The following is a 23,458-nucleotide window of genomic DNA, read 5'->3' on the forward strand; positions in this document are numbered from 1 at the left end:
GTCCCCAGGGAGGCGGCCGCGACGAGCGGCCGCCTCCCTGTACGCGGGTGCCCGACTCCGCGACCTCGCCCCCGCGCGACCGGGCGGTCGATCGAGTGGTCAGGTCTGCGCGCCTTGCGACGCCGTAGGACGGTGTCCTAGCGTCGCCGGGACGAGGACGAGCGGGGTCAGGGGACTCGCTGTCCGTGACAGCGAGGAGACATCGCGGTGCACTGCCCGTTCTGCCGACACCCGGACTCCCGTGTCGTCGACTCCCGCACGTCGGACGACGGCTCGTCCATCCGCCGTCGCCGCCAGTGCCCGCAGTGCAACCGGCGGTTCACGACCGTCGAGACCGCGAGCCTCTCGGTCGTCAAGCGCTCGGGGGTCACCGAGCCCTTCAGCCGCGAGAAGATCGCCAACGGCGTCCGCAAGGCGTGCCAGGGACGTCCGGTGAGCGAGGACGACCTCGCGCTGCTCGCGCAGCGCGTCGAGGAGACGCTCCGCGCGTCGGGCTCGGCCGAGATCGACGCGTACGAGATCGGGCTGGCCATCCTGGGGCCGTTGCGCGAGCTCGACGAGGTCGCGTACCTCCGGTTCGCGAGCGTCTACCAGGCGTTCGACTCGCTCGAGGACTTCGAGGCCGCGATCACCGTCCTGCGCGCGGACCGCGAGGGCCGCATCGAGGCAGCGGACCCGGACTCCGCCGACGAGGTGGGTTCGGTCGCCGGCCCGACGGGCCCCGGCCCGACTGCCTGAGGCCACCCAGCCCCGGCCGGGCGGCGGAGAGGCGTCCACAGCGGGAGCACCGCGTGACGTCACGTAGGTTCGTCCGGTGACACCTGACGACCTCCCGCTCCTGTCCGTCCCGTCCGCCCCCGCCCTGCTGCCCGACGGCTCCGCGGCCGTCGTGGCCGTCACGCACCCCGACCTCGTGACCGACGAGTACACCGGGCAGCTCTGGCTCGTCCCGCTCGCGGGAGACGCCGCGCCGCACCGGATCACGCGCGGGCACCGTGACACCGCCCCGGACGTGTCGCCCGACGGCCGCTGGGTCGCGTTCTGCCGTGCGGAGCCGAAGGGCAAGCCGCAGCTCTACGTCGTCGAGGCGTCGGGTGGCGAGCCGGTGCGGCTCACGGACGCGCCGCTCGGGGTGTCGGCACCTCGGTTCTCGCCCGACGGGCGGCGGATCGCCTACCTCGCCCGCGTGCCGGAGGAGGGGCGCTACGTGGCCGGCGCCGACCCGGCCGGCGAGCCCGCGCGGCACATCACGTCGTTCCGATACCGCGGCGACGGCATCGGGTTCGAGCGGGACAAGCGCCAGCACGTCTTCGTCGTCGAGGTGCCGACGACCGACGCGTCGCCCGCACAGCTGGCCCGGGTGACCGAGATCCCGGAGTCGACGGCGCTGACCCGCGGCGACGCCGAGGTGCGCGGCGCGCGCTGGCTGCCGTCGGGCGACGCGCTGGTCGCGGTCGTCCCGCGGCACGCCGCCCGGGAGGAGGACCTGCGTCGGGATGCGGTCGTCGTCCCCGCCGGGTCGGACGCGGTCGACGTGCTCGACCTGGTGCCGGTCACCGACGCGGACCGGGGGAGCACGCTGGGCGTGGAGGCGGTGCTGCCGTCGGCCGACGGTACGGCCGTGTGGCTGCTCGCGACCGACCTCGGCCCGTCGGGCCACGACTTCGTGGCGGCGCAGGTCGGCCTGTTCCGTGCAGCGCTGCCGGTCGCGGGTCAGGAACCCGCTGTCCCGGTGCGGCTGACGGACGCCGACGCGGTGGACCTCGACGCGGGCGTGCTCGTGGAGTCGGCCGACGGGCCGCTCGTGGCGGTCCAGCACCGGGGTGCGGTGCACCTGGCGCGTGTGGCCGACGACGGCGCGTTCGTCACGCTGCTCGGGGGACGGCACGTCGTGTCGGGCGCTGCGGTCGCGCAGGGTGCGGTGCCGTTCGCCGTGGTCACCGCCGCGCACCCGACGTCCGCGGGCGACGTGCTCGCGGTGCCGCTCGACGGGTCGGGCGTCGCGACGCCGCGCACCGATCTCTCGGCTCCGCTGCGGGCGGCGGGCGTCCGTGAGCCCCGCGAGCTCGACGCGACCGCACCGGACGGCTACCCGGTCCACGGCTGGGTGGTGACGCCCGACCCGGAGCGGCACGGCCCGGGCCCGTACCCGACGATCCTCATGATCCACGGCGGGCCGCACGCGCAGTACACCCACGCGGTGTTCGACGAGGTGCAGGTCCTCGCCGCGGCCGGCTGGGCGGTCGTGCTGGGCAACCCCCGCGGCTCGTCGGGGTACGGCCGCGCGCACGGCCGGGCGATCCACCGCGCGTTCGGCACGGTCGACACGGACGACGTGCTGGCGCTGCTCGACGCGGCGGCGACGCTGCCGGAGGTCGACGCGGACCGGGTGGGCGTGATGGGCGGGTCGTACGGCGGGTACCTCACGGCGTGGCTGACGACGCGCACGGACCGGTTCGCGGCGGCGGTCGTCGAGCGCGGGTTCCTCGACCCGGTGAGCTTCGTCGGCTCGAGCGACATCGGCTGGTTCTTCGGCCTGGAGTACCTGGGCGACGCGGGTGACGAGGACGGTGCGCGCGCGGTCGCGGCGCAGTCGCCGATGGCGCACGTCGGTGCGGTGCGCACGCCGACGCTGGTGATCCACTCGGAGCAGGACTGGCGGTGCCCGGTCGAGCAGGGGCAGCGGTGGTTCGTGGAGCTGCGTCGGCGCGGTGTCGAGGCGGAGCTGCTGCTGTTCCCGGGCGAGGGCCACGAGCTGACGCGGTCCGGGCGTCCGCGGCACCGCCGCCAGCGCTTCGAGCACGTCCTCGCGTGGTGGGGCAGGCACCTGCCGGCCTCCTGACGGGCCGTCCGGCGACGACTCAGCGGTCGCTCGACCGCGGCCCCCACAGGTTGACGCCCGCGTCCACGGCGTGGGCGTCGACCGCGGCGACCTCGTCGTCGTCCAGGGGAGCCGCGGTCGCCGCGGCGAGGTTGTCGTCGAGCTGCTCGACGGTGCGCGCGCCGACGAGGACCGAGGTCACGCGCGGGTCGCGGAGCACCCAGGCGAGCGCGAGCTGCGGCAGCGTGCGTCCACCGGCGCGCGCGACGCCGTCGAGCGCGCGCACGTGGTCGAGCACCTCGGGGGTCAGCCACTCGGGGCGCAGCGGGCCGCCGCGTGCGGCGCGCGAGTCGGCGGGGACCCCGTCGAGGTACCGGGGCGTGAGCATGCCCTGCGCGAGGGGCGAGAACGCCACGACGGCCATCCCGGCGTCGCCGGCGACGTCGAGCAGCGACCGGCCGTCGGCGCCGGGTGTCTCGACCCACCGGTTGAGGATCGAGTAGGCGGGCTGGTGCACGGCGAGGCGCACCCCGAGGCGTGCGGCGACGTCGAGCGCCTCACGCGTGCGGTCCGCGGAGTACGACGAGATGCCCACGTGCACGGCCTTGCCCGCGCGGACCGCGGCACCGAGCGCACCGATCGTCTCCTCGAGCGGCGTCGTCGGGTCGTAGCGGTGGCTGTAGAACACGTCGACCGCGTCCACGCCGAGCCGCCGGAGGGACTCGTCGAGCGAGGCGCGCAGGTACTTCGCGGACCCGTGCTCGCCGTACGGGCCGGGCCACGCGCGGTACCCGGCCTTCGTGGTCAGGACGAGCTCGTCGCGGTGGCCGCGCAGGCCCGTCGCGAGCAGCCGTCCGACGGTCTCCTCGGCGGCGAACGGCGGTGGCCCGTAGTTGTTCGCGAGGTCGAGGTGCACGACGCCGCGCTCGACCGCGTGCAGCACGACCTCCCGCTGCTGCGCGTAGGGTCGCGCCTCGCCGAAGTTCTGCCACAGCCCGAGCGAGACGACCGGGAGCGAGAGACCGCCCGCGCGCCGGTGGGGCAGGGGCGGCGGTGCGGTGGTCACCGCTCGACCGTACCCCGCACGCGACGACGCCCGGCGGGACGGCGCAGCCGTCACCTGCCGCCGCCGTCGTCGCACGGCACGCCCCGGACGACGCGGGCGCCCAAACGGGTGGCGCGGCCGCGCGCGGTCCGGGAGGCTGGACCGACGCGCCCCCCGGGTGCGTCGACAGACCGAGTCACACCGAGGAGTAGCCGATGAGCAACGACAGCGCGAAGCCGGCAGCGGAGGCGGTGAGCGAGGACGCCAAGGCGAAGTTCCGGGAGGCGCTCGACCGCAAGAAGGCGGCGCAGCACCGGACGGCCGCGGGCTCCACGAACACCGGGCAGGTCCACGGGTCGGAGACGGCGGGTCCGGCCCAGCGCCGGTTCCAGCGCAAGTCCGGCTCGTCCTGAGCCTCACCCGCACCGCATGACGAAGGGCCCCGCCGGCGACCGGTGGGGCCCTTCGTCATGCACGGGCCAGCAGCGGTGACCGCCGCCGTGCACGAGGGTCAGGACAGCAGGCGCAGCCGCACCGTCTCCGGGCGCGACGACAGCGCGTCGACGACGGCCTGGTCGACGGCCGAGCCGGCGTCGGTGACCACGTAGCCGAGGTCGCCGCGCGTCGCGAGGAGCTGGCCCTCGATGTTGACGCCGTGCTCGGCGAGCGTGGCGTTCACCGCGGCGAGGACCCCGGGCACGTTGTGGTGCAGGTACGCGAGGCGGTGCACGCCCGGCGGCTGGTCGAGCGCGAGGTTCGGCACGTTGACGCTGAGCGTCGTCGAGCCCGTGGACAGGTAGTCCCGCACCTTGTTCGACACGAACTGGCCGATCGCCTCCTGCGCCTCCTCGGTCGAGCCGCCCGTGTGCGGCGTGAGGATGACGTTCGGCAGGCCGCGCAGCTCGGAGTCGAACGGGTCGCCCTTGCGCTTGGGCTCGACGGGGAAGACGTCGACGGCCGCGCCGCTCACGTGACCCGACACGACGGCGTCGCGCAGGGCCGAGTAGTCGACGACGAAGCCGCGGGACAGGTTGAGGAACACCGCGCCCGGACGCATGCGCGCGAACTGCTTGGCACCGAAGAGGCCCGCGTTGCCGCTGCGGCCGTCGACGTGCAGCGTGACGATGTCGGCGGCCTCGAGCAGCTCGTCGAGCGTGTCCATGCGACGCGCGTTGCCGAGCGCGAGCTTCTCGGCCGTGTCGTAGAAGACGACGGACATGCCGAGGTTCTCGGCGAGCACCGACAGCTGGGTGCCGATGTTGCCGTAGCCGATGATGCCGAGCGTGCGGCCGCGGACCTCGTGCGCGCCGGTCGCGGACTTGTTCCACACGCCGTCGTGCATGGCCTTGTCGAACTCGGTGAGGCGGCGGGTCAGCGCGATGATCTCGGAGATCGCGATCTCGACGACCGAGCGCGTGTTCGAGAACGGCGCGTTGAACGTCGCGACACCGCGCGACGCCGCCGCGGCGAGGTCGATCTGGTTGGTGCCGATGCAGTACGCGCCGATCGCGACGAGGTCGGACGCCTGCTCGAGCACCGCGGACGTCACGTGCGTCTTGGAGCGGATGCCGAGGAGCTGGACCCCCTCCAGGGCCTCGACGAGCTCGTGCTCGTCGAGCGCACCCGTGCGGGTGGTCACGTCGTAGCCGGCGGACTCGAGGATCGAGCGCGCCTGCGGGTGGAGGTTCTCGAGCAGCAGGGCCTTGGGCACGTCCCTATGGTGCGCCCCGTCCGGCCCGCGACCCAAGACGGTCCGGCCCTCGGACACGAGCCGCCCGCGGTCGTGACGCGTCAGTCCGCCGCCCAGCCCGCGGGCAGCGGCGCGCTGTGGAGCACGCGCAGCGCACGCGTCGGGCGGGTCATCGCGACGTACAGGTCGCCCGCGGAGGCCGCGAGCACGTCGGCGGGTTCGACGAGCACGACGACGTCGAACTCGAGGCCCTTGGCCTCGCGCGGCGTGAGCAGCACGAGCGGGGCGTCGAGGTCGGCGCTCGTCGCACCGGCGCCCAGCACCGCGGGCGTGCCGGCGTCGCGCAGCGCCTCGTGCACGCGCCCCAGGTGGCCGGGCGTCGCGACGACGGCGACGCGCCCCGCGCCGGACGCGTCGGTCACCTCGGTGACCGCCTTCTCGGCGTACCGGGCCGCCGCCGCGCCGATCGTGTCGCCCCCGACGGACTCCACGACCAGGGCGTCCGGCACGTCGCGCGCCGAGGTCAGGGGGCTCACGGGCAGCCCGGCGGCGACGGCCACGCGGCGGGCCGTGTCCGCGACGACCGCGGGAGTCCGGTAGTTCACGGTGAGCTCCGCGAGCCGCCACGACGAGCGCAGCACCGGGTCGAGCATGCGCGCCCAGTCGCGCGCCCCGGCGGCGGCGGTCGTCTGCGCGACATCGCCGACGATCGTGAGCGACCGCGTGGGCACGCGGCGCAGCAGGGCGCGCCACGCCATGGCCGACAGCTCCTGCGCCTCGTCGACGACGACGTGCCCGTAGGTCCAGCTGCGGTCGGCGGCGGCGCGCTCCGCGGTCGTCAGCGCGGGACCGGACGACGCGAACCGGTCGGCGAGCATCTCGGCGGACACGAGCGCGCCGCTGCCGGTCGACTCGAGCACCTGACGCGCGTACTCGAGCTCGGACTGGCGGCGCTCGGCCGCCGCGCGGGCCTGCGCGCGCACCGCCTGGTCGTCCTCGCCCAGCAGCTCGGCGGCCTCGTCGAGCAGCGGCACGTCGGCGGGCGTCCACGGGGCGTCGGGGTCGCGCGCGAGCAGCCGGCGCTGGGCGGGGGAGAGCTGCGGCGCCGCGGACTCGAGCCGCCAGGGCTTGGCCCACAGGTCGGCGAGCAGCTTCTCCGGGGTCAGCGGCATCCACGCGAGGTTGAGCGCGATGCGGATCTCGCGGGTCGTACGGAGCTCCTCGACGATCTCGCTGCGCTCGTCGGAGGGGATCTCGCCGCCGAGCTGCTGCACGTACTGCTCGGCGAGCCGCGCGAGCATGTCGCGGACGAAGCCGACGCGCGCGAGGTTGTGCGGCCGGTGGTTGCGCCGGGCCCGGGCGATCGCCGACGCGACGTCCTGCGGCCGCACGACGATCGTCCGGCCGTCGACGCGCACCGTCGTCGCCTCGGCGGGTACCCGTTGCCGGTCGCGGACGGCACGCCCGACGACCGACGCCATGACGGCGCGGCCCTTGAGCTCGGCGACCGCCTCGGGCTCGGTGCCCGTCGCGACGATGCCCGGGACGAGCTCGGCGACGGTCGTCGTGACCACCCCCGTCTCGCCCAGGGACGGGAGCACCTGGTCGATGTAGCGCAGGAACGTGCGGCTCGGCCCGACGAGCAGGACGCCGGAACGCTCGAGCACGCGCCGGTGCGCGTACAGCAGGTACGCCGCGCGGTGCAGCGCGACCGCGGTCTTGCCGGTGCCCGGCCCGCCCTGCACGACGAGGGCGCCGGTGAGCTCGTCGCGGATGATCCGGTCCTGCTCGGCCTGGATCGTCGCGACGATGTCGCCCATCCGCCCGGTCCGGCCGGCGGCCAGGCCCGCGAGCAGGGCGCCCTCGCCCGACAGGCCCGAGAGGCGCGCGTCGTCGCCGTCGGTGAGCAGGTCGAGGTCGAGCACCTCGTCCTCGACACCCGTGACCTTCCGCCCGCGCGTGACGACGTGCCGTCGCCGCACGACGCCGTCGGGGTGCGCGGCGGTGGCGCGGTAGAACGGCTGCGCCGCGGGTGCGCGCCAGTCGGTGAGCAGCGGCGACTGCTCCTCGTCGGTCAGGCCGATGCGTCCCACGTACCGGCGCACGCCGTCCTCGAGGTCGAGCCGCCCGAACACCAGGCGCTCCTCGACGGCCTCGAGCTGCGCGACGCGGTCCTCGTACAGCGTCGCGAACGCGTCGCGCTCGCTGCGGTTCTGGGGCGACCCCGAGGGACCGGACCGGCGGACCCGTGCGAGCCGGTCGCGCGTCTGGGCGCGCAGGTCGTCGAGCCGCGCGTAGAGCCCGTCGACCGTCTGCTGCTCGGCGGCGAGCTCTGCCTCGATTCCTGCCACGTGCGCGATCCTCCGTCCGCGGAACGGTGCTCCGCTCGAACCTGCCGCCCGTTCACCCGGTCGGGTCGACGGGCGCCGAAAGCGGCCGTCCATTGTCCACCACGACGGGGACGCCTCGCACCGTCCGGTCGGCGGCCCGCCCGGCGGTGGGGGACGCACGAAGGCCGCGCGGGGCCTACGCTTCCCCCAGCCCGACGAGAGGAGACCCGTGACCCACGCGACGACCGCGGGCGACGACGCCCGCGGCACCGCCACGCCCGGTCCCGTCGGCTCCCGGGACGGTGTCGTCCGGATCCTCCTGGTCGAGGACGACGACGGCGACGCCCTTCTCGTGCGGGAGCACCTGAGCGACGCCGGCCTGCCGGTCGACCTCGTGTGGGTGCGCTCCCTCGACGAGGCGCTCGAACGGCTGGACGTCGACTGCGTGCTCCTGGACCTCGGCCTGCCCGACGCGATGGGGATCGGCGCGCTCGAGCGCCTGCTCGGCGCCGGTGCCCCCGCGGTCGTGGTGCTGACGGGACTCTCAGGCGCCGACGCCGGCGTGCAGGCCGTCGCCGCGGGTGCCCAGGACTACCTCGTCAAGGGCGAGGTCGACGGCGAGCTGCTGTCGCGCTCGGTGCGGTACGCCGTCCAGCGCCGCCGGCTCGAGGAGACCGACCGCGCGCTGTACCGGAGCCTGGTGCGCGCCGAGGAGACGACGCGCCTCGAGCGGGCGCTGCTCCCGACGCCGGCCGTGCGCGACGACAAGCTCGAGGTCCGCGTCGGGTACCGCGCGGGTCGCGACGGGCTCCTCGGCGGGGACTTCTACGACGTCGTCGAGCTGCCCGACGGCCGGGTGCTCGCGCTCGTCGGCGACGTGTGCGGGCACGGTCCGGACGAGGCCGCGCTCGGCGCGACGCTCCGCACGGCGTGGCGCACGCTCGTGCTGGCCGGGACGCCGGCGGGCGACATCCTCGGACTGCTCGAGCGCGTGCTCGCGTTCGAGCGTGCGCGTCCCGAGGTGTTCACGACGGCGACGATGCTGGTCGTCGCGCCCGACCGCGCGAGCGCCGACCTCTACCAGGCGGGTCACCCCGTGCCGTTCCTGCTCGGCCCGCCGTCGGCGCTCCTGCCGACGCAGCGTCGCGGCCGCGCGCTGGGCATCCCCGTGCACGGCGGCTGGGAGCCGGAGCGGCTCGAGCTCGACGGGGACTGGCGCATCCTCATGTACACCGACGGGCTGCTCGAGGCGACGGTGCACGGCGGACCGGAGCGCGTCGGCAAGGCCGGGCTGCTCGCGGTCGTCGACCGCGTCCTCGCGACCGAGCGTCGCGGCACCGACGACGCCCGTGCCGACGACGACCCCGTCGACCTCGTCGAGCGTGTCCTGCACGAGGTCCGCGGGCTGCACGGCGGCGACCTCGTTGACGACGCCGCGGTCGTCCTGCTCGGGTGGGGTGCATGAGCGCTCCGACCACCCCCCGCGTCGGCGGGCGGGTCACGCTGCGCCGTCGCCTGCTCAGGCTGCTCGTCACGGCGGCCGCCCTCCTCGCGCTCGTCGTGGTCGGAGCCGCGCTCGTCCTCGGCCGCGTCGTCGAGCGGCAGGACGCCGTGACGCAGACGTACTTCGACGCGATCACCCAGGCCGACGGCGCGTACATCCAGCTCGTCGACGCCGAGACGTCCGTCCGGGGGTACGCGCTGACGGGCGACGAGGTGACGCTCGAGCCGTACCAGCGCGCGCTCGAGGACGACCTGTCGTTCCGGGTCCTCGCCGAGCGCGAGCGCGAGCACGGCGCCGACCCGGAGCTCACGGCCGCCGCGCAGGCCGCCGCCGACGCGGGGGCGCGCTGGAACGAGGAGTTCGCGCAGCCGACCATGGCGCAGGTCGCGTCCGAGGGCACGGCGTCCGTGACCTCCGAGGAGATCGAGGCCGGCCGGCAGCTCTTCGACGAGGCCCGCGTGCAGGCCGACGCCTACATCACCCTCCTGCGGGACCGCCGCGCGGAGGCCGTCGACGAGCTGTCGCACTGGATGCTCGTCGCGGCGCTGTCCGTCATCCTGCTGGTGGTCGCGGCGATCGGTGTCGGCGTCGCGCTCTGGGTCGCCCTGCGCCGCTGGGTGCTGGAGCCCCTGGGCGAGCTCGCGGCGGACGCCCGCGCGGTCGCGTCGGGCGAGCTCGCGCACCCGGTCGACACGACGGGTCCGGGCGAGATCGCCGACCTCGCGGACGACGTCGAGCGCATGCGCGTCGCGCTCGTGACCGAGGTGCGCGCCGTCGAGCAGTCGCGGTCCGAGATCGCCGAGGCGCACGACCAGCTCACCGCCCAGGCGGAGGAGCTGCGCCGGTCGAACCGGGACCTCGAGCAGTTCGCGTACGTCGCGTCGCACGACCTGCAGGAGCCGCTGCGCAAGGTCGCGAGCTTCACGCAGCTGCTGCAGAAGCGCTACGGCGGCCAGCTCGACGAGCGCGCGGACCAGTACATCGACTTCGCCGTCGACGGCGCGAAGCGCATGCAGCGGCTCATCAACGACCTGCTCGGCTTCTCGCGCGTCGGCCGGCACGGCGGCGAGGTGACCGACGTCGACCTCGACGCGGCGTTCGCGGAGGCCGTCGACAACCTCGAGGAACGGATCGCGGAGACGGGCGCGGTCGTGACGCATGACCCGCTGCCGACCGTCCGCGGCGAGGAGGCGCTGCTGGTGCAGCTCTTTCAGAACGTCATCGGCAACGCCGTGAAGTTCCGGGCTCCCGACCGCGTGCCGCACGTGCACGTCAGCGCGCGTCAGGTCGGCGACGAGTGGGAGCTCGAGTGCCGGGACAACGGCATCGGGATCGACGCGCAGTACGCCGAGCGGGTGTTCGTGATCTTCCAGCGGCTGCACGCCAAGGACGTCTACGAGGGCACGGGCATCGGGCTCGCGCTGTGCAAGAAGATCGTCGAGTTCCACGGCGGCCGCATCTGGATCGAGCCGACGCAGGACGTCGGGACCCGTATCCTCTGGACGTTGCCTGCACCGGCTTTCGACACCCTCACCGCCTGAACGGAGCTCCTGTGCCCTCCAGCACCAAGGTCATCGACGTCCTTCTCGTCGAGGACGACCCGGGCGACGTCCTCATGACGCGTGAGGCCTTCGAGCACAACAAGGTGCGCAACCGTCTCTGGGTCGTGGCCGACGGCGTGAGCGCCATGGAGTTCCTCCGCAAGGAGGGTGAGCACACCGACGCGCCGACGCCGGACCTGATCCTCCTCGACCTCAACCTGCCGCGCATGGACGGGCGTGAGGTGCTGCAAGCCCTCAAGGTCGACGAGTCGCTGCGGTCGATCCCGGTCGTCGTGCTCACCACCTCGGAGGCCGAGGAGGACGTGGTGCGCAGCTACTCGCTGCACGCGAACGCGTACGTCACCAAGCCCGTCGACTTCGACCGGTTCATCGACGTCGTCCGCCAGATCGACGAGTTCTTCGTCGAGGTGGTGCGTCTCCCCGGTCGCTGACCGCCCGGGGAAGACTTCCGACCGTCCCGACGTTGTGGCGGGCAGGCCCACCCGCAGCGGGTGGGTGGTCGGAGGAAGGCGAACGCCCACGATGTTGGACCCCAGCGAGATCTACGACGTCGACCCGCAGGCGGCTGCGGCGCTCGCGGAGCACGCCCGGGAGGGCTCCGGCCCGGTCCTGGTGCACGCAGTGCGCGGATTCGTCGACGCCGGGAGCGCGGGGCAGCTCGTCGCGGAGCACCTCACGGAGGAGCTCGGCACGACACGCCTCGTGACCTTCGACGTCGACCAGCTGCTCGACTACCGCTCGCGCCGCCCCGTGATGACGTTCGACTCCACGACGTGGAGCGACTACGCGGAGCCCGAGCTCGTCGTCGACGTCCTCGAGGACGCGGCCGGCGTCCCGTTCCTGCTGCTGCACGGCTCCGAGCCCGACGTGCAGTGGGAGCGGTACGTGGCGGCCGTCCGGCAGATCGTCGAGCGCTTCGACGTGCCCCTGACGATCGGCGTGCACGGCGTGCCCATGGGCATCCCGCACACGCGCCCGATCTCCGTGACGGCCCACGCGACGCGTCCCGACCTGGTCGCCGACCACGCGTCGTGGTTCGGCCGCGTCCAGGTCCCGGCGAGCGCGAGCGCCCTCCTGGAGCTGCGCCTCGGCCAGTCCGGGCACGACGCGATGGGCTTCGCGGTGCACGTCCCGCACTACCTCGCGCAGTCGTCGTACCCGCAGGCGAGCGTCGCGGCGCTCGAGGGGATCGAGCGGGCGACGGGTCTGGACCTGCGCGTCGCCGCGCTGACCGAGGCGGCGAAGGACGCCGAGCGGGAGATCGAGCGTCAGGTCGCGGGCTCCGAGGAGGTGTCGACCGTCGTGCGTGCGCTCGAGGAGCAGTACGACGCGTTCGCCCGGAGCATCGGCCGCACGAGCCTGCTTGCCGGGACGACCGACCTGCCGACGGCGGAGGAGCTCGGTGCGGAGTTCGAGCGCTTCCTCGCCGAGCAGGGTGGCGACGACCCTCGCTGAGCCTGGCCGCAACCGTTCTGCGACCGAACGTTTACCGGATCGTTGTCGAGTCGCGCCATGCACGTGCCAGAAATCGTGGCGTGGCGTAGGTCACCGTGCGAGGATGCAGTCGTTGCAGTGACGTACTCGTTTGACCGGCGCCGGCCCGCTCACCTGGGCTTCGGTACCTTCCAGCCGCAGGGCTGGTCCACCCGGTGCAGGACGTGAGGCATTGCGGCACGGCTCGGACAGAGGGTCTGGGCCGTCACACCGGTTGGACAGAGGGAAACGGTCATGGCACAGGGTGCTGTCAAGTGGTTCAACGCCGAGAAGGGCTACGGCTTCATCGCGCAGGACGGCGGCGGCGCTGACGTCTTCGTCCACTACTCCGCGATCGACACGCAGGGCTACCGCTCGCTCGACGAGGGCCAGCGCGTCGAGTTCGAGATCACGCAGGGCGACAAGGGCCCGCAGGCGGAGCACGTCCGCCCGCTCTGACCCCGCCCGCGCGCCGCACGGTTCCCACAGGGCCGCACCTCACGAGGTGCGGCCCTGTGCGTCGTCCGGGGCACGGTCCGGGACCGAGACCGGCGCCGTGCGTGCCCCGGGTCCGGTTCCCGCCGGGTCATCAGGGCCCGGGTGCGGGTCGACGTCCGGGTCCAGCAGGACACCCGCGCCACCGGTGAACGCGACCACGTCGTCACCGTGCAGCAGTCGGGCCGGCGCGGGCAGGCTCCGCACCGCGCGGGCCAGCGCGGGGGAGCCGAGCAGCTCGGGGTCGTCGGTCGCGGCGAGCACGACGTTGCCGTAGCCACGCCCACGCAGCAGCCCGGGCTCGGCGACGACCGCCACGTCGTCGAACACGTCCGCCAGGGTCGCGGCCTCCGACCGAGCGTCGGCGAGCGGGGGCCGGTCGGCGCAGTTGACGAGGTAGACGCCGCCGGGTCGCAGCACGCGCGCGACGTCCGCCGCGACCGCGCGCGTGCGCACGTGCGCGGGCGTCGTGTCCCCGGCGAAGACGTCCCGCACGACGACGTCCGCGGACGCGTCGGCCAGCCGGGCGAGCTGCTCGCGCGCGTCGCCTGCACGGATCCGCAGCGCGGGGGCGCGCGGCAGGTCGAACCAGCCGCGGACCAGCTCGGGCAGCGCGGTGTCGAGCTCGACCGCGACCTGCTGGGACCCGGGGCGTTCCGCGTCGACCGCGCGCGCGAGCGCACAGCCGCCCGCACCGAGGTGGACGACCGACAGCGGCGAGCCGGGCGGCCCGACGCGCTCGATGACGGCCGCCATCTGCTGCATGTACTCGAACACCAGCCGCGTCGGGTCCGCGGTGTCGAGGTAGGAACTGGGCACGCCGTTGACCAGCACGGTCACGCCGTCGGGGTCGTCGGGGTCGCGCACGAGCTCGACCGTGCCGGTGGGGATCGCCACGGGTCCGGTCGGCCACGGCGTACGGGTCGCCGCCCGCCCCGGCCGTGTGGGTCCTCGGTGCGATCCTGAGGTGCGGCGGGCGTTCCGGTCGGGCATGCCCCCACGCTACGGCGTTGACGGGATCGAACACGTGTTCGATACTGGAGGAGGTGGAGGGAGACGCGATGGGCGCCACGACGATCGGCACGGACGGGCAGGGCGCTGTCGTGCAGCGTCTCGACGCCGCACGGACGGCGCCGCGCGCCGCGGAGCTCCTCGGCCGCGCCGACGCCGAGCTCCTCGCGGCCCAGTTCTCGTCGGAGGCGTGGGAGCAGTTCTCGCACGCGCACCTCGCGGCGCTGCGGGCGGGCGCCGCCGTCATCGCCTCGCGCGGCCGTCCGGCGGGTCGTCGCGCGCTGCGGACCGTCTGGGAGATCCTCGACGTCGTGGCACCCGAGCTCGCGACCTGGAGCGGCTACTTCGCGGACGCGGCCTCGCTGCGGTCGGCGGTCGACGCCGGCCGTTTCGACGCCGTCACCCCGGCGCGCGCCGAGCAGGCGGTGTGCGCAGCCGAGGACTTCGTCGACGCCGCGCGCGCCCTGGTCGAGGCGTCGTCGACCGCGCTGCCGGGTGCACCGCGCATGCTCGCGGTGACGGCCTCGTGAGCCGAGGCCCACGGGCCGCCGCGGCCCGACGTGACTGGGGCCGCGAGGAGGACGGCTGCTCGATCCTGCACGTCGACATGGACGCGTTCTTCGCCTCCGTCGAGCTCGCGCGGCGGCCACAGCTGCGCGGGCTCCCCGTCATCGTCGGGGGCGCGCAGCGCGGCGTCGTGCTCGCGGCGACCTACGAGGCACGGGCCTTCGGCGTGCACTCGGCGATGCCGATGACAGCGGCGCTGCGCATGTGCCCGCAGGCCGTCGTCGTCCCGCCCGACCACACCGCGTACCGCGACGTCTCGCAGGGCGTCATGCGGATCCTGCACGACGTGACGGCACTCGTGGAGCAGGTCAGCGTCGACGAAGCGTTCCTCGACGTCGCGGGCGCGCGACGCCGGCTCGGCCCTCCGACCACGATCGCGGCGGAGATCCGGCGGCGGGTGCACGCCGAGTTCGGCATCACGTGCTCGGTCGGCATCGCCGCGAACAAGTTCGTCGCCAAGCTCGCGTCCGGCCACGCCAAGCCCGACGGCGTCCTGCTCGTGCCCCGTGCGGCGACGCTCGACTTCCTGCGGGTGCTGCCCGTCGGCGCGCTCTGGGGCGTGGGGGAGCGGACGGAGGCCGCGCTCGCGCGCTGGGGCATCCGGACGGTCGCGGAGCTCGCGGACAGCGACGTCGCGACCGTGCAGCGCGCGGTCGGCAAGGTGGCCGGCGCGCACCTGTTCGACCTCTCGTGGGGGCGGGACCCGCGACCCGTGCAGCCGCACCGCGAGGAGAAGTCGATCGGCGCCGAGGAGACGTTCGCCGAGGACGTCGCCGACCTCGGGGTCGTCCAGGCCAAGGTGCTCGAGCTCGCCGACCGGTGCGCGACGCGCCTGCGGCACAAGGAGCTAGTCGCCCGGACGGTGACCGTCAAGGTCCGCACGTCCGACTTCCGCACGCTGACGCGCTCACGGACGCTCACCACGCCGAGCGACGTCGGCCGCGAGCTCTACCTCGTCGCCCGCGAGCTCGTCGCCGGTGCGGACCTCGGCGGGCTGCCGGTGCGGCTCGTCGGCGTGCGCGCCGAGGGTCTCGAGCCCGCCGCGGCGACCGTCCGGCAGCCGACGCTCGAGGAGGCCGTCGCGGAGCCGACGCCCGACCGACGGGACGCCGAACGGGTGATGGACGAGGTGCGCGCCCGGTTCGGGGCCGCTGCCATCAGGACAGGTGTCCATTCATCCGACCCTGAGGCGCGCTCGACTACCACCTTCGTTCCCGCGGATCTATCCTGAACCCGTCACGGATCCACAGCCCAACGGGGGTCGGAATGCCTCTCTCCGAGTACGAGCAGCGCGTACTTGAGCAGATGGAGCGCCAGCTCACCTCTGACGACCCGCGCTTGGCCAACACGCTCACCCAGCGTGGCCGCCGGCCCGTCAGTCGGTACCTCATCGCCGGCGGCGGCGCAGCCGTCGGCCTGCTCCTGCTCGTGCTCGGTGCCGCGGGAAGTCTTCCGTGGCTCGGCGTCGTCGGTTTCGTCGTGATGTTCGCGGGCGTTGCGTTCGCGTTCGCCGACCCGCACCGCGGCGCGCGACGGCACGGCCCGCAGGGCGTCGTCCAGGCGGACGGTGCCGTCCGTCGGGCTCCGCAGGCGCGCAAGAGCGGTTTCATGTCGCGGCTCGAGGAGCGCTGGGACCGTCGCCGGGGTCAGCAGGGTCGCTGATCCGCCGCGCTTACTCCCGGGCGCACGCGACCGCGAGCACGCGGTCGCCGTTCACCGGGCGTCGTCACCAGTGAGTCGGTGGGCGCGCCCTCCCTCGTCCCGCGACGGGACGTCGTCCTGTCGCCGGACCTCTTCCTGTCGCGAGGTCGAGCCTCGTCTTCCTGTCGCGAGGTCGAACCCTCGCCGACCGGACGTCAGGACGAGGACCGGGACGCCCCCGTGAGCACCGACCCCACGCCGTCGACGATCTCGTCCGTCCACCGCACGAGCTGGTCGGGGTCCACGTCGCCCGGGACCGGCGCGTACCGCTGACGCTCGACGGTCCGCGCGAGCGCACGCAGGGCGGCCGCGGTGACCTCGTCGAGGTCGGCCCCCGACGTGGCGCGGACCTGGTCGTGCACGGCCGCGACCGCGTCGCGCGGTGTCGTCGAGTCCGACCACGACACTCCCTTCGCGGCGAGCCGCCGACGGGTCCGCAGCCAGGCGCGCTCGGGTGTCTCGTCGGCGCGGGTCCGCGTGCGACGCCGGACGAGCGACAGGCCGACGACGACGAGGACGAGCACGATCCCCCCGATGACGCCCACGCGGGTCCAGCTCGCGCCGGCCTCCTCCTGGGCGGTCGGGCCGGACGGCGCGGGTGCGGTCGTGGCGGCACCGGTCGGCGCGGCGGCCGCGGAGGGGATCGCCTCGTCGGGCTGGCTCGCGGGCGCGTCGACGGCGCTGAACGGGTCGCTCCAGACCGGCGGGAGCCCTGCCTGGATCGCGGGCGTCGGCTCGAACCGCACCCAGCCCTGGTCGGCGAAGTACAGCTCGGGCCACGCGTGCGACTTGCGACCGGTGACGACGTACTGGCCGTCGCCGTTCGCGTCGCCAGGGAGGAAGCCGACACCGACGCGCGCGGGGATGCCGAGCATGCGGGCCATGAGCGTCATCGACGTGGCGAACTGCACGCAGTACCCGCGCCGTGACTGCAGGAAGTCCCACACGGCGTCCTCGGTGCGCGCGGGCGCGATCCGGGTGTCGTACGTGAAGTTGGTGCCGGCCCGGAAGTAGGACTGCAGCGCCATCGCCTGCTGGTACGGGGTCTCGGCGTCGGCCGTGATCTCGCGTGCGAGGTCGGCGATCTGCTCGCGGTGGTCGGTGCCGGGCACCTCGAGGGAGGCGCCGCCGTCGTCGGGCGTGCCGACGGGCGCGTCCTCGAGGTCGTCCGGCATGAGGTCGGGGACCTCGACGACCATCGAGTAGCGCATGCCGTCGAAGGTGCTGCGGCGCCCGACGACCTCGTCGCGCAGCTCGTCGTAGCTCCAGCCGCCCTCGACGGTGACCGTACGGGGGAAGGTGCTCACGGGCAGGCGTCGTTCGCGGAGTGCGCCGACCTCGACGTCGACGGTGGCCAGGGAGCCGCGGGTGGCGTCCGGGGCGCCGCCGCGCAGGGCGGGGTCCGAGGCGAGGAGCTCGCCGGGCTCCCACGTGGACAGGTCGAGGGTGTCGTCGCGCTGCCACTCCCGGCCGTCGAAGGTCGTGAGCGTGAAGGCGCGCAGCGGGCCCACGATGCGCGCGGTGACGACGACGGCGTCGTCGGTGGGTGCGGGGACCGGGACCTCGAGGGCACCGGTCGCGTCCTCGTCCGGCTCGGCGCTCGCCTCGGCGGCGGCGGCGTCCTCGGGCGACACGACGGTGTACCGCAGCACGACCTGACCGGAGCGGGTGCCGAGGCTCTCGCGCAGGTCCAGGTTGTCGGACAGCTGGAGAGGACCGACCGGGCCGTTGCCGAACGTGGGCAGCGCGAGCGACGCCCATCCCGGCAGCGCGGCGACCACGGGACCGGCGACCAGCGCGAGCACGACGACGGCGACGGCTCCGGCGAGCGCTCCGCCGGTCCGACGGGCGCGGTCGCTGTGCGCGGTCGTCGGCGTGGCGCTGAGCGCGAGCAGCAGCAGGTAGGCGAGGCCGGTCCAGGCGACCGCCCAGCTGCTCGCGGGGAAGCCGAGCACCACCGTCGGCGTCCACAGCGCGAGGAGCGGGATCCCGGCGAGCGCGGGGATGCCGATCCCGACGGCCACGAGGTCGGTGACGAGGAGCACGGTGACGGCGCCGGCGACGACGAGCAGCTCGGCGGGTCGGACGCCCGCCATCGGGACCAGCGACGCGTTGATCACAGCGGCACCCTCACGGGCGGTCGCGAGCGTGCGGTCGAGCGAGCCGAGGTCGGGCAGGACCTGGATGCGGCCCGGGGGAGCGCCGTACCGGACGAGCAGCCCGGCGGCGAGGACGACGAACCCGACGAGGGTCGGTGCCCACCAGGACCGGGTGACGGCGCGCGTGCCGGCCACGACCCCGGCGACGAGGAGCACCGCGACCCAGGTGACGGTGAGCCAGCGGCCGGGCTCGATGAGGTTGGACAGCGCGGTGACGGCGGCGCACGTCGCGATCGCGCACAGCGCGGTGGCGATCAGGCTGCGGGGGCCGCGCGGGACGCGCCCGGGGGCGGCGTTCACCGGGCGCTCCCGAGCAGCCGCAGCCAGCAGCCGACGATGTCCTCGCCGGGGGAGACCGTGCACGCGCGCCATCCCGCCCGGCGCAGGGCGTGCACGGTGTGCTGCGCCTCGCGCTCGTGCGCGGGCGACGCGCCGTCGGCCCGGACGACGGCCCAGCCCTGGGCGTCGTCGGCGACGTGCGCGAGCGCGGCGCGCGCGCTCGCGCCGAGCGGGCCCAGGACCGCGAGCACGATCTCGCCGCCCGCGTCGGTCGTCTCGAGCAGGTGCGCCGCGTCGAGCAGGTGGCTCTCGGCCTCGTCGGACGTGCGAGGCGCCTCGAGGTCGACGGTCGAGTCGAGCAGCGCGGTGCGTGCGGTCGGGCCGGTGCGCGCCTGGTGGAACGTCGACGGGGTCCCGGCCCGCCCGCCGACGAGCCGGACGGGGTGGCCGCCGTCGAGCATCGCGAGCGCCATCGACGCGGCGAGCGAGATGGTCCACTCGAGCGCGGTCAGCTTCGCGGGCAGGTCGAGGAGCACCGACACCGGGCGCATCCCGGCGCGCTCGTCCGAGCGGACCATGAGGGCCCCGCGGCGTGCGCTGCTGCGCCAGTGCACGCGACGCAGGTCGTCGCCCTCGCGGTAGTCGCGCAGCGACGCGTCGTCCGTCGACGGCGTGCGGGCCCCGAGCGCGACGCGGTCCGGCTCGCCCACGAGCACGTCGGACGCGGTGGGCAGCGGGACGACGGCGGGCCACACGACGACCTCGGCGTGGTCGCCGAGCGTCGCGCTGGACCGGGCCACGCCGAACGGGTCGCCGCGCGTAACGACGAGCGGGCCGAGCTGCCAGCGCCCGCGCCGGGCCGCGTCGACCTGGTAGGAGACGGTGACCTGCTGCGGCGATCGCTGGACGCGCGCGCGCAGCGGACGCCCGCCGGAGAGCTCGGTGGCCGCCTGCTCGGAGAACCGCAGACCGGCGAGGCGCACGCGCGCGGCGGGGTCGGACGCCTTGATCCGCACGTCGACGCGCGCGTGCTCACCGGCGTGGACCGGGTTGGGCTGGACGTCGCGCGCGACGGCGAGCCGGTGCCGCCCGCGGCCCGGGTCGAGCATCCCGACGAGGACGCACGCCCCGACGACGAGCAGCACGACGAGCGTGCCGATGCGCACGAGGTCGACGGCACCGAGCCCGACGCCGAGGAGCCCGAGGGCGACCCCGCCGAGCCCGAGCGCCCAGCCTCGACGGGTGGGCCGCAGGCCCATCAGCCGATGGCGCGTCGGGCGCGCGAGGCGGTCGCGGTCAGCGACGCGGGCACGGGGAGCGGCGTGCGCTCCACGATGTCGGCGACGATGTCGCTCGTGCTGCGCCCGGAGAGCCGGGACTCGGTGCTGGGCAGGAGGCGGTGCGCGAGCACGGGCTCGGCGAGCCGCTGCACGTCGTCGGGCAGGACGTGGTCGCGCCCGTCCATCGCGGCGACCGACTTGGCGGCGCGCAGCAGCTGGATCGCGGCGCGAGGGGAGGCCCCGAGCCGCAGCCCGTGGTCCTGGCGCGTCGCGGTGACGAGGTCGACGACGTACCGCTTGACGGCGGGTGCGGCGAAGAGCCGGCGCGTGGTGCCGATGAGCCGGGCGACCGCCTCGGCGTCGGTCACGGGGCGCAGCTGGTCGAGCGGGTCGGACGTCTCCTGCAGGTCGAGCATGTCGAGCTCGGACTCGACGCTCGGGTACCCGACGGTGAGCCGTGCCATGAAGCGGTCGCGCTGCGCCTCGGGCAGCGGGTAGGTCCCCTCCATCTCGACGGGGTTCTGCGTCGCGACGACGAGGAACGGCCGGGGGAGCGGGTAGGTGCGGCCGTCGACGGTGGCCTGCGCCTCCTGCATGCACTCGAGGAGCGCCGACTGCGTCTTGGGCGAGGCGCGGTTGATCTCGTCGCCGATGACCACGTGCGCGAAGACGGGTCCGGGCCGGAACTCGAACTCGTGCGTCTGCGTGCGGAAGATGTTGACGCCGGTGAGGTCGCTCGGCAGCAGGTCGGGCGTGAACTGGATGCGGCCGACCGGGCAGTCGATCGTGCGCGCGACCGCCTTGGCCAGCGTCGTCTTGCCGACGCCGGGGACGTCCTCGAGGAGGATGTGCCCTTCCGCGAGCAGCACGGCGAGCGTGGTCCGGACCAGGTCCGGACGCCCGGTGACGACGGACTCGATGCCGGCGCGCATCCGGTCGGTGGTGTCGACGACGTCGTCGAGCTCGCTCGACGACGGCACGGCCTGCAGCATGACGCCTCCCTTGGCGGAACTGTGACGAGCCTAAAGGAATCAGGCCCGCGCCGACCGGGAGTCCTTCCCCCACTTCCCTCCACCGGCGGGCGAAACCTCACCACGTCCCGCCCGGGGGCGTGTGCCGAATCGCGGAGTTCCGCCCGAAGAGCGCGGTTCTCGTCCCCGGCGCGACACGCCCCAGACGGGTGAACCCCCAATTCCGCTCCACTTCCCTCCACCGCCCCTGACCTGCACCTTCACCGTTCCCGACGGGTGAATTCACGCGCCTTTCCAGTGGCGGGTGGAGGGAAGTGGAGTACCGTGGAGGCACGTGGTGAGGCGGGGAGAACCCGCGACAGGGACCGGGAGGGAGGCGTGGTGACGCATGACTCGTCGACCGGCCTCTTCGGGTCCTTCGCGCCCTTCCTCGGGACGTACACACCGCGCCTGGACGACAAGGGCCGGCTCATCCTCCCGGCTAAGTTCCGCGGCCAGCTCGCCCCGGGGCTCGTCATGACGCGCGGGCAGGAGCGCTGCCTCTTCCTGCTGCCGATGGACGAGTTCCGTCGCATGCACGACCAGCTGCGGCAGGCGCCGGTGACCAGCAAGCAGGCGCGCGACTACCTGCGCGTGTTCCTGTCGGGGGCGAGCGACGAGCTGCCCGACAAGCAGGGCCGCATCTCGATCCCGCCGGTGCTGCGCAAGTACGCCGGGCTGGACCGGGACGTGGCCGTCATCGGCGCGGGCACCCGCGTCGAGATCTGGGACCTGCAGGCGTGGGAGACGTACCTCGCCGAGCAGGAGGCCGGCTACGCCGACACGGCGGAGGAGGTCTTCCCGAACGGGCCGTTCTGAGCACCACGGCCCACGTCCCGCCCCTGCCCGTCCCACGAACCCTCGCTCCGCCCGTCGAGACCTCCCCCCGTCCGCTCTGGCGCACTTCCCCGGTGCCAGAGGGTCGGTGGGGGATCTGGCCGGACGGCGGAGGGACCGTCCGACCACCACCCCACACCCCCGAGACCGGGGACACCCGTACCCGCATCCGGCGCACCGGAAGGAGGCAGCGATGGACGAGCGACGCGACGACGCCGCCACCCGGCACACGCCGGTCCTGCTCCAGCGCTGCCTCGACCTGCTCGCGCCCGCGCTCGCCGCGGAGGGTGCCGTCATGGTCGACTCGACGCTCGGCATGGGCGGGCACACCGAGGGCGTGCTGCGCGCGTTCCCGCACGTCCGCGTCGTCGGCATCGACCGCGACCCGCAGGCGCTCGACCTCGCGGGCCGCCGGCTCGCGCCGTTCGGCGAGCGGTTCACGGCGGTGCACGCGGTCTACGACGAGATCGGGGACGTGCTCGACGACCTCGGCCTCGCGCACGTGCAGGGCGTCCTCATGGACCTCGGCGTCTCGTCGCTGCAGCTCGACGAGCGCGAGCGCGGCTTCTCCTACGCCCACGACGCACCGCTCGACATGCGGATGGACCCCACGCGCGGTCTCACCGCGGCGGACGTCGTCAACACGTACGAGGAGCGCGAGATCGCGCGCGTCCTGCGCGAGTACGGCGAGGAGCGGTTCGCGCCGCGCATCGCCCGCTCGATCGTCCGGGCACGTGAGAAGGCGCCCCTGGCCCGCACCGGCGAGCTCGTGGACCTGGTCCGCGCGGCGATCCCGGCGGCGACGCGCAAGACGGGCGGTCACCCGGCCAAGCGCACGTTCCAGGCGCTGCGCATCGAGGTCAACGGCGAGCTCGAGGTCCTCGAGCGGGCGCTCCCGGCGTCGGTCGAGGCCCTCGCCGTCGGCGGCCGGATCGTCGTCGAGGCGTACCACTCGCTCGAGGACCGTCTGGTCAAGCGGACGTTCGCCGCGGGCGCCACCTCGAGCGCCCCGCCCGACCTGCCGGTCGAGCCCGAGACCCACGCGCCGTACCTGCGGCTCGTCACGCGCGGTGCTGAGGAGGCCGACGAGGCCGAGCTCGCCGCGAACCCCCGCTCGCAGTCCGTGCGCCTGCGCGCCGCCGAGCGGACCCGACCGACCCCCGACCACCTCCGTGGTGGCACCCCTGGCAGGAGGGCAGCATGAGCGCAGAGGCGATGGCGCGGGTCAGCGCCGCTCGGGCGTACCCCGCGGCACGGCCGCAGCCCGCACCGGCACCGCGGCTGCGGCTCGTCCGGGCACCGCAGACGGCGCGCACGCGCGTGCCGTTCGTGCTGGCCTGCATGGCCGTGCTGACGCTCGCGCTCGTGTCGGCGCTGCTGCTCAACACGCAGATGGCGCAGGGCGCGTACGAGAAGTACGGCCTGACGAACGAGCTCGGCCGGCTCAACCAGGACGCGAAGGACCTCCAGGCGCAGCTCGACCAGAAGGCGTCGCCGGCGCAGCTCGCCGCGGCGGCGCGTGCGCTCGGCATGGTGCCCGCCGACGGCACCGGCTGGGTCCGGGTCGCCGACGGCACCGTGCAGGGCTCGCCGGCGCCGGCAGCCGCGGGCGGATGACGACGCGCGTCGGCGGGTCGCCGCGGGTCCAGCCCCGTCGCCCGCAGACTGGGGGCATGCCACCGCACCGCACGTCG

21 protein-coding genes are annotated in these 23,458 nt (G+C 74.6%); 14 read left to right on the forward strand and 7 right to left on the reverse strand.

The features are described from left to right. Positions 1 to 207: 207 nt before the first annotated feature. Positions 208 to 738 carry a transcriptional regulator NrdR gene (gene nrdR / locus CTKZ_RS06610; protein WP_124342210.1) on the forward strand — a complete coding sequence of 177 codons (531 nt, stop codon included), beginning with the start codon at positions 208 to 210 and terminating at the stop codon, positions 736 to 738. A gap of 76 nt (positions 739 to 814) precedes the next feature. After that, complete coding sequence (locus CTKZ_RS06615) at positions 815 to 2,842, forward strand: S9 family peptidase (protein WP_124342211.1); 2,028 nt, start codon at positions 815 to 817, stop codon at positions 2,840 to 2,842. 19 nt (positions 2,843 to 2,861) lie between these two features. Here the strand turns inward: CTKZ_RS06615 and CTKZ_RS06620 are convergent, their stop codons facing one another. Then, positions 2,862 to 3,887 carry an aldo/keto reductase gene (locus CTKZ_RS06620; RefSeq protein WP_124342212.1) on the reverse strand — a complete coding sequence of 342 codons (1,026 nt, stop codon included), beginning with the start codon at positions 3,885 to 3,887 and terminating at the stop codon, positions 2,862 to 2,864. Positions 3,888 to 4,081: 194 nt separating this feature from the next. Between CTKZ_RS06620 and CTKZ_RS06625 the strand changes: the two genes are divergently transcribed. Further along, on the forward strand, positions 4,082 to 4,279 hold the full coding sequence (locus tag CTKZ_RS06625) for a DUF5302 domain-containing protein (RefSeq protein WP_124342213.1): 198 nt from the start codon (positions 4,082 to 4,084) through the stop codon (positions 4,277 to 4,279). 98 nt (positions 4,280 to 4,377) lie between these two features. Here CTKZ_RS06625 and serA read toward each other — a convergent pair whose 3' ends face one another. Both serA and CTKZ_RS06635 read right to left on the reverse strand, forming a co-directional pair. Beyond that, positions 4,378 to 5,577: a phosphoglycerate dehydrogenase gene (gene serA / locus CTKZ_RS06630; protein ID WP_124342214.1), complete on the reverse strand. Its 1,200-nt coding sequence runs from the start codon at positions 5,575 to 5,577 to the stop codon at positions 4,378 to 4,380. 80 nt (positions 5,578 to 5,657) lie between these two features. Then, entirely contained in the window at positions 5,658 to 7,907 is a 2,250-nt protein-coding gene (locus tag CTKZ_RS06635) for a HelD family protein (RefSeq protein WP_124342215.1), read from the reverse strand. Positions 7,908 to 8,115: 208 nt separating this feature from the next. Here CTKZ_RS06635 and CTKZ_RS06640 point away from each other — a divergent pair, with 208 nt between their 5' ends. The 5 genes from CTKZ_RS06640 to CTKZ_RS06660 all read left to right on the forward strand — a co-directional run bounded on the left by CTKZ_RS06640 (position 8,116) and on the right by CTKZ_RS06660 (position 12,884). Then, a complete protein-coding gene (locus CTKZ_RS06640) occupies positions 8,116 to 9,351 on the forward strand; it encodes a PP2C family protein-serine/threonine phosphatase (RefSeq protein WP_124342216.1) in 1,236 nt (411 codons plus the stop codon). After that, entirely contained in the window at positions 9,348 to 10,931 is a 1,584-nt protein-coding gene (locus CTKZ_RS06645) for a sensor histidine kinase (RefSeq protein ID WP_124342217.1), read from the forward strand. The genes CTKZ_RS06640 and CTKZ_RS06645 overlap by 4 nt, the downstream gene beginning before the upstream one ends. An 11-nt stretch (positions 10,932 to 10,942) precedes the next feature. After that, entirely contained in the window at positions 10,943 to 11,383 is a 441-nt protein-coding gene (locus tag CTKZ_RS06650; protein WP_124342218.1) for a response regulator, read from the forward strand. Positions 11,384 to 11,474: 91 nt separating this feature from the next. Further along, positions 11,475 to 12,407 carry a proteasome assembly chaperone family protein gene (locus CTKZ_RS06655; RefSeq protein WP_124342219.1) on the forward strand — a complete coding sequence of 311 codons (933 nt, stop codon included), beginning with the start codon at positions 11,475 to 11,477 and terminating at the stop codon, positions 12,405 to 12,407. Positions 12,408 to 12,680: 273 nt separating this feature from the next. Continuing rightward, entirely contained in the window at positions 12,681 to 12,884 is a 204-nt protein-coding gene (locus tag CTKZ_RS06660) for a cold-shock protein (protein ID WP_013770758.1), read from the forward strand. 39 nt (positions 12,885 to 12,923) lie between these two features. On the opposite strand, the gene CTKZ_RS06665 is transcribed toward CTKZ_RS06660, so the two are convergent. Beyond that, positions 12,924 to 13,817: a spermidine synthase gene (locus CTKZ_RS06665; protein ID WP_235843377.1), complete on the reverse strand. Its 894-nt coding sequence runs from the start codon at positions 13,815 to 13,817 to the stop codon at positions 12,924 to 12,926. 164 nt (positions 13,818 to 13,981) lie between these two features. Here CTKZ_RS06665 and CTKZ_RS06670 point away from each other — a divergent pair, with 164 nt between their 5' ends. The 3 genes from CTKZ_RS06670 to CTKZ_RS06680 are packed head-to-tail and all read left to right on the forward strand — an operon-like array spanning position 13,982 to position 16,160. Next, on the forward strand, positions 13,982 to 14,461 hold the full coding sequence (locus CTKZ_RS06670) for an SAV_6107 family HEPN domain-containing protein (protein ID WP_160142846.1): 480 nt from the start codon (positions 13,982 to 13,984) through the stop codon (positions 14,459 to 14,461). Next, the gene (locus CTKZ_RS06675; protein WP_124342221.1) at positions 14,458 to 15,729 is read left to right on the forward strand and encodes a DNA polymerase IV; all 1,272 of its coding nucleotides are present in this window, start codon (positions 14,458 to 14,460) and stop codon (positions 15,727 to 15,729) included. The genes CTKZ_RS06670 and CTKZ_RS06675 overlap by 4 nt, the downstream gene beginning before the upstream one ends. A gap of 35 nt (positions 15,730 to 15,764) precedes the next feature. Continuing rightward, entirely contained in the window at positions 15,765 to 16,160 is a 396-nt protein-coding gene (locus CTKZ_RS06680; protein WP_124342222.1) for an SCO2097 family morphological protein, read from the forward strand. Positions 16,161 to 16,354: 194 nt separating this feature from the next. Here the strand turns inward: CTKZ_RS06680 and CTKZ_RS06685 are convergent, their stop codons facing one another. From CTKZ_RS06685 to CTKZ_RS06695, 3 genes are read right to left on the reverse strand one after another with little or no spacing between them, the layout of a single operon-like run. Continuing rightward, a complete protein-coding gene (locus CTKZ_RS06685; RefSeq protein ID WP_124342223.1) occupies positions 16,355 to 18,658 on the reverse strand; it encodes a transglutaminase TgpA family protein in 2,304 nt (767 codons plus the stop codon). Beyond that, positions 18,655 to 19,896, reverse strand: a complete 1,242-nt coding sequence (locus CTKZ_RS06690; RefSeq protein ID WP_124342224.1) for a DUF58 domain-containing protein — start codon at positions 19,894 to 19,896, stop codon at positions 18,655 to 18,657. The genes CTKZ_RS06685 and CTKZ_RS06690 overlap by 4 nt, the downstream gene beginning before the upstream one ends. Continuing rightward, positions 19,896 to 20,909, reverse strand: coding sequence for an AAA family ATPase (locus CTKZ_RS06695; RefSeq protein ID WP_124342225.1), 1,014 nt, complete (start codon positions 20,907 to 20,909; stop codon positions 19,896 to 19,898). The genes CTKZ_RS06690 and CTKZ_RS06695 overlap by 1 nt, the downstream gene beginning before the upstream one ends. A 360-nt stretch (positions 20,910 to 21,269) precedes the next feature. On the opposite strand from CTKZ_RS06695, the gene mraZ reads away from it, so the two are divergent. The 3 genes from mraZ (at position 21,270) to ftsL (ending at position 23,381) form a co-directional block, all read left to right on the forward strand. Beyond that, positions 21,270 to 21,746, forward strand: a complete 477-nt coding sequence (mraZ, locus tag CTKZ_RS06700; RefSeq protein WP_124342229.1) for a division/cell wall cluster transcriptional repressor MraZ — start codon at positions 21,270 to 21,272, stop codon at positions 21,744 to 21,746. Between the two features lie 211 nt (positions 21,747 to 21,957). Beyond that, positions 21,958 to 22,968, forward strand: a complete 1,011-nt coding sequence (gene rsmH, locus CTKZ_RS06705) for a 16S rRNA (cytosine(1402)-N(4))-methyltransferase RsmH (protein WP_124342226.1) — start codon at positions 21,958 to 21,960, stop codon at positions 22,966 to 22,968. Beyond that, the gene (gene ftsL / locus CTKZ_RS06710) at positions 22,965 to 23,381 is read left to right on the forward strand and encodes a cell division protein FtsL (RefSeq protein ID WP_124342227.1); all 417 of its coding nucleotides are present in this window, start codon (positions 22,965 to 22,967) and stop codon (positions 23,379 to 23,381) included. Before rsmH ends, ftsL begins: the two co-directional genes overlap by 4 nt. Positions 23,382 to 23,458 lie beyond the last annotated feature (77 nt).

This window comes from Cellulomonas algicola (assembly GCF_003851725.1).
In the GTDB taxonomy this organism is placed as follows: domain Bacteria; phylum Actinomycetota; class Actinomycetes; order Actinomycetales; family Cellulomonadaceae; genus Cellulomonas; species Cellulomonas algicola.

Excerpts from the sequence above, each read along its gene's own strand:
- CTKZ_RS06655 (WP_124342219.1), top strand. The coding sequence starts at position 11,475 with ATGTTGGACCCCAGCGAGATCTACGACGTCGACCCGCAGGCGGCTGCG.
- rsmH (WP_124342226.1), top strand. The coding sequence starts at position 21,958 with ATGGACGAGCGACGCGACGACGCCGCCACCCGGCACACGCCGGTCCTG.
- ftsL (WP_124342227.1), top strand. The coding sequence starts at position 22,965 with ATGAGCGCAGAGGCGATGGCGCGGGTCAGCGCCGCTCGGGCGTACCCC.
- CTKZ_RS06660 (WP_013770758.1), top strand. The coding sequence starts at position 12,681 with ATGGCACAGGGTGCTGTCAAGTGGTTCAACGCCGAGAAGGGCTACGGC.
- CTKZ_RS06695 (WP_124342225.1), bottom strand. The coding sequence starts at position 20,909 with ATGCTGCAGGCCGTGCCGTCGTCGAGCGAGCTCGACGACGTCGTCGAC.
- CTKZ_RS06645 (WP_124342217.1), top strand. The coding sequence starts at position 9,348 with ATGAGCGCTCCGACCACCCCCCGCGTCGGCGGGCGGGTCACGCTGCGC.
- CTKZ_RS06690 (WP_124342224.1), bottom strand. The coding sequence starts at position 19,896 with ATGGGCCTGCGGCCCACCCGTCGAGGCTGGGCGCTCGGGCTCGGCGGG.
- CTKZ_RS06680 (WP_124342222.1), top strand. The coding sequence starts at position 15,765 with ATGCCTCTCTCCGAGTACGAGCAGCGCGTACTTGAGCAGATGGAGCGC.
- CTKZ_RS06670 (WP_160142846.1), top strand. The coding sequence starts at position 13,982 with ATGGGCGCCACGACGATCGGCACGGACGGGCAGGGCGCTGTCGTGCAG.
- CTKZ_RS06625 (WP_124342213.1), top strand. The coding sequence starts at position 4,082 with ATGAGCAACGACAGCGCGAAGCCGGCAGCGGAGGCGGTGAGCGAGGAC.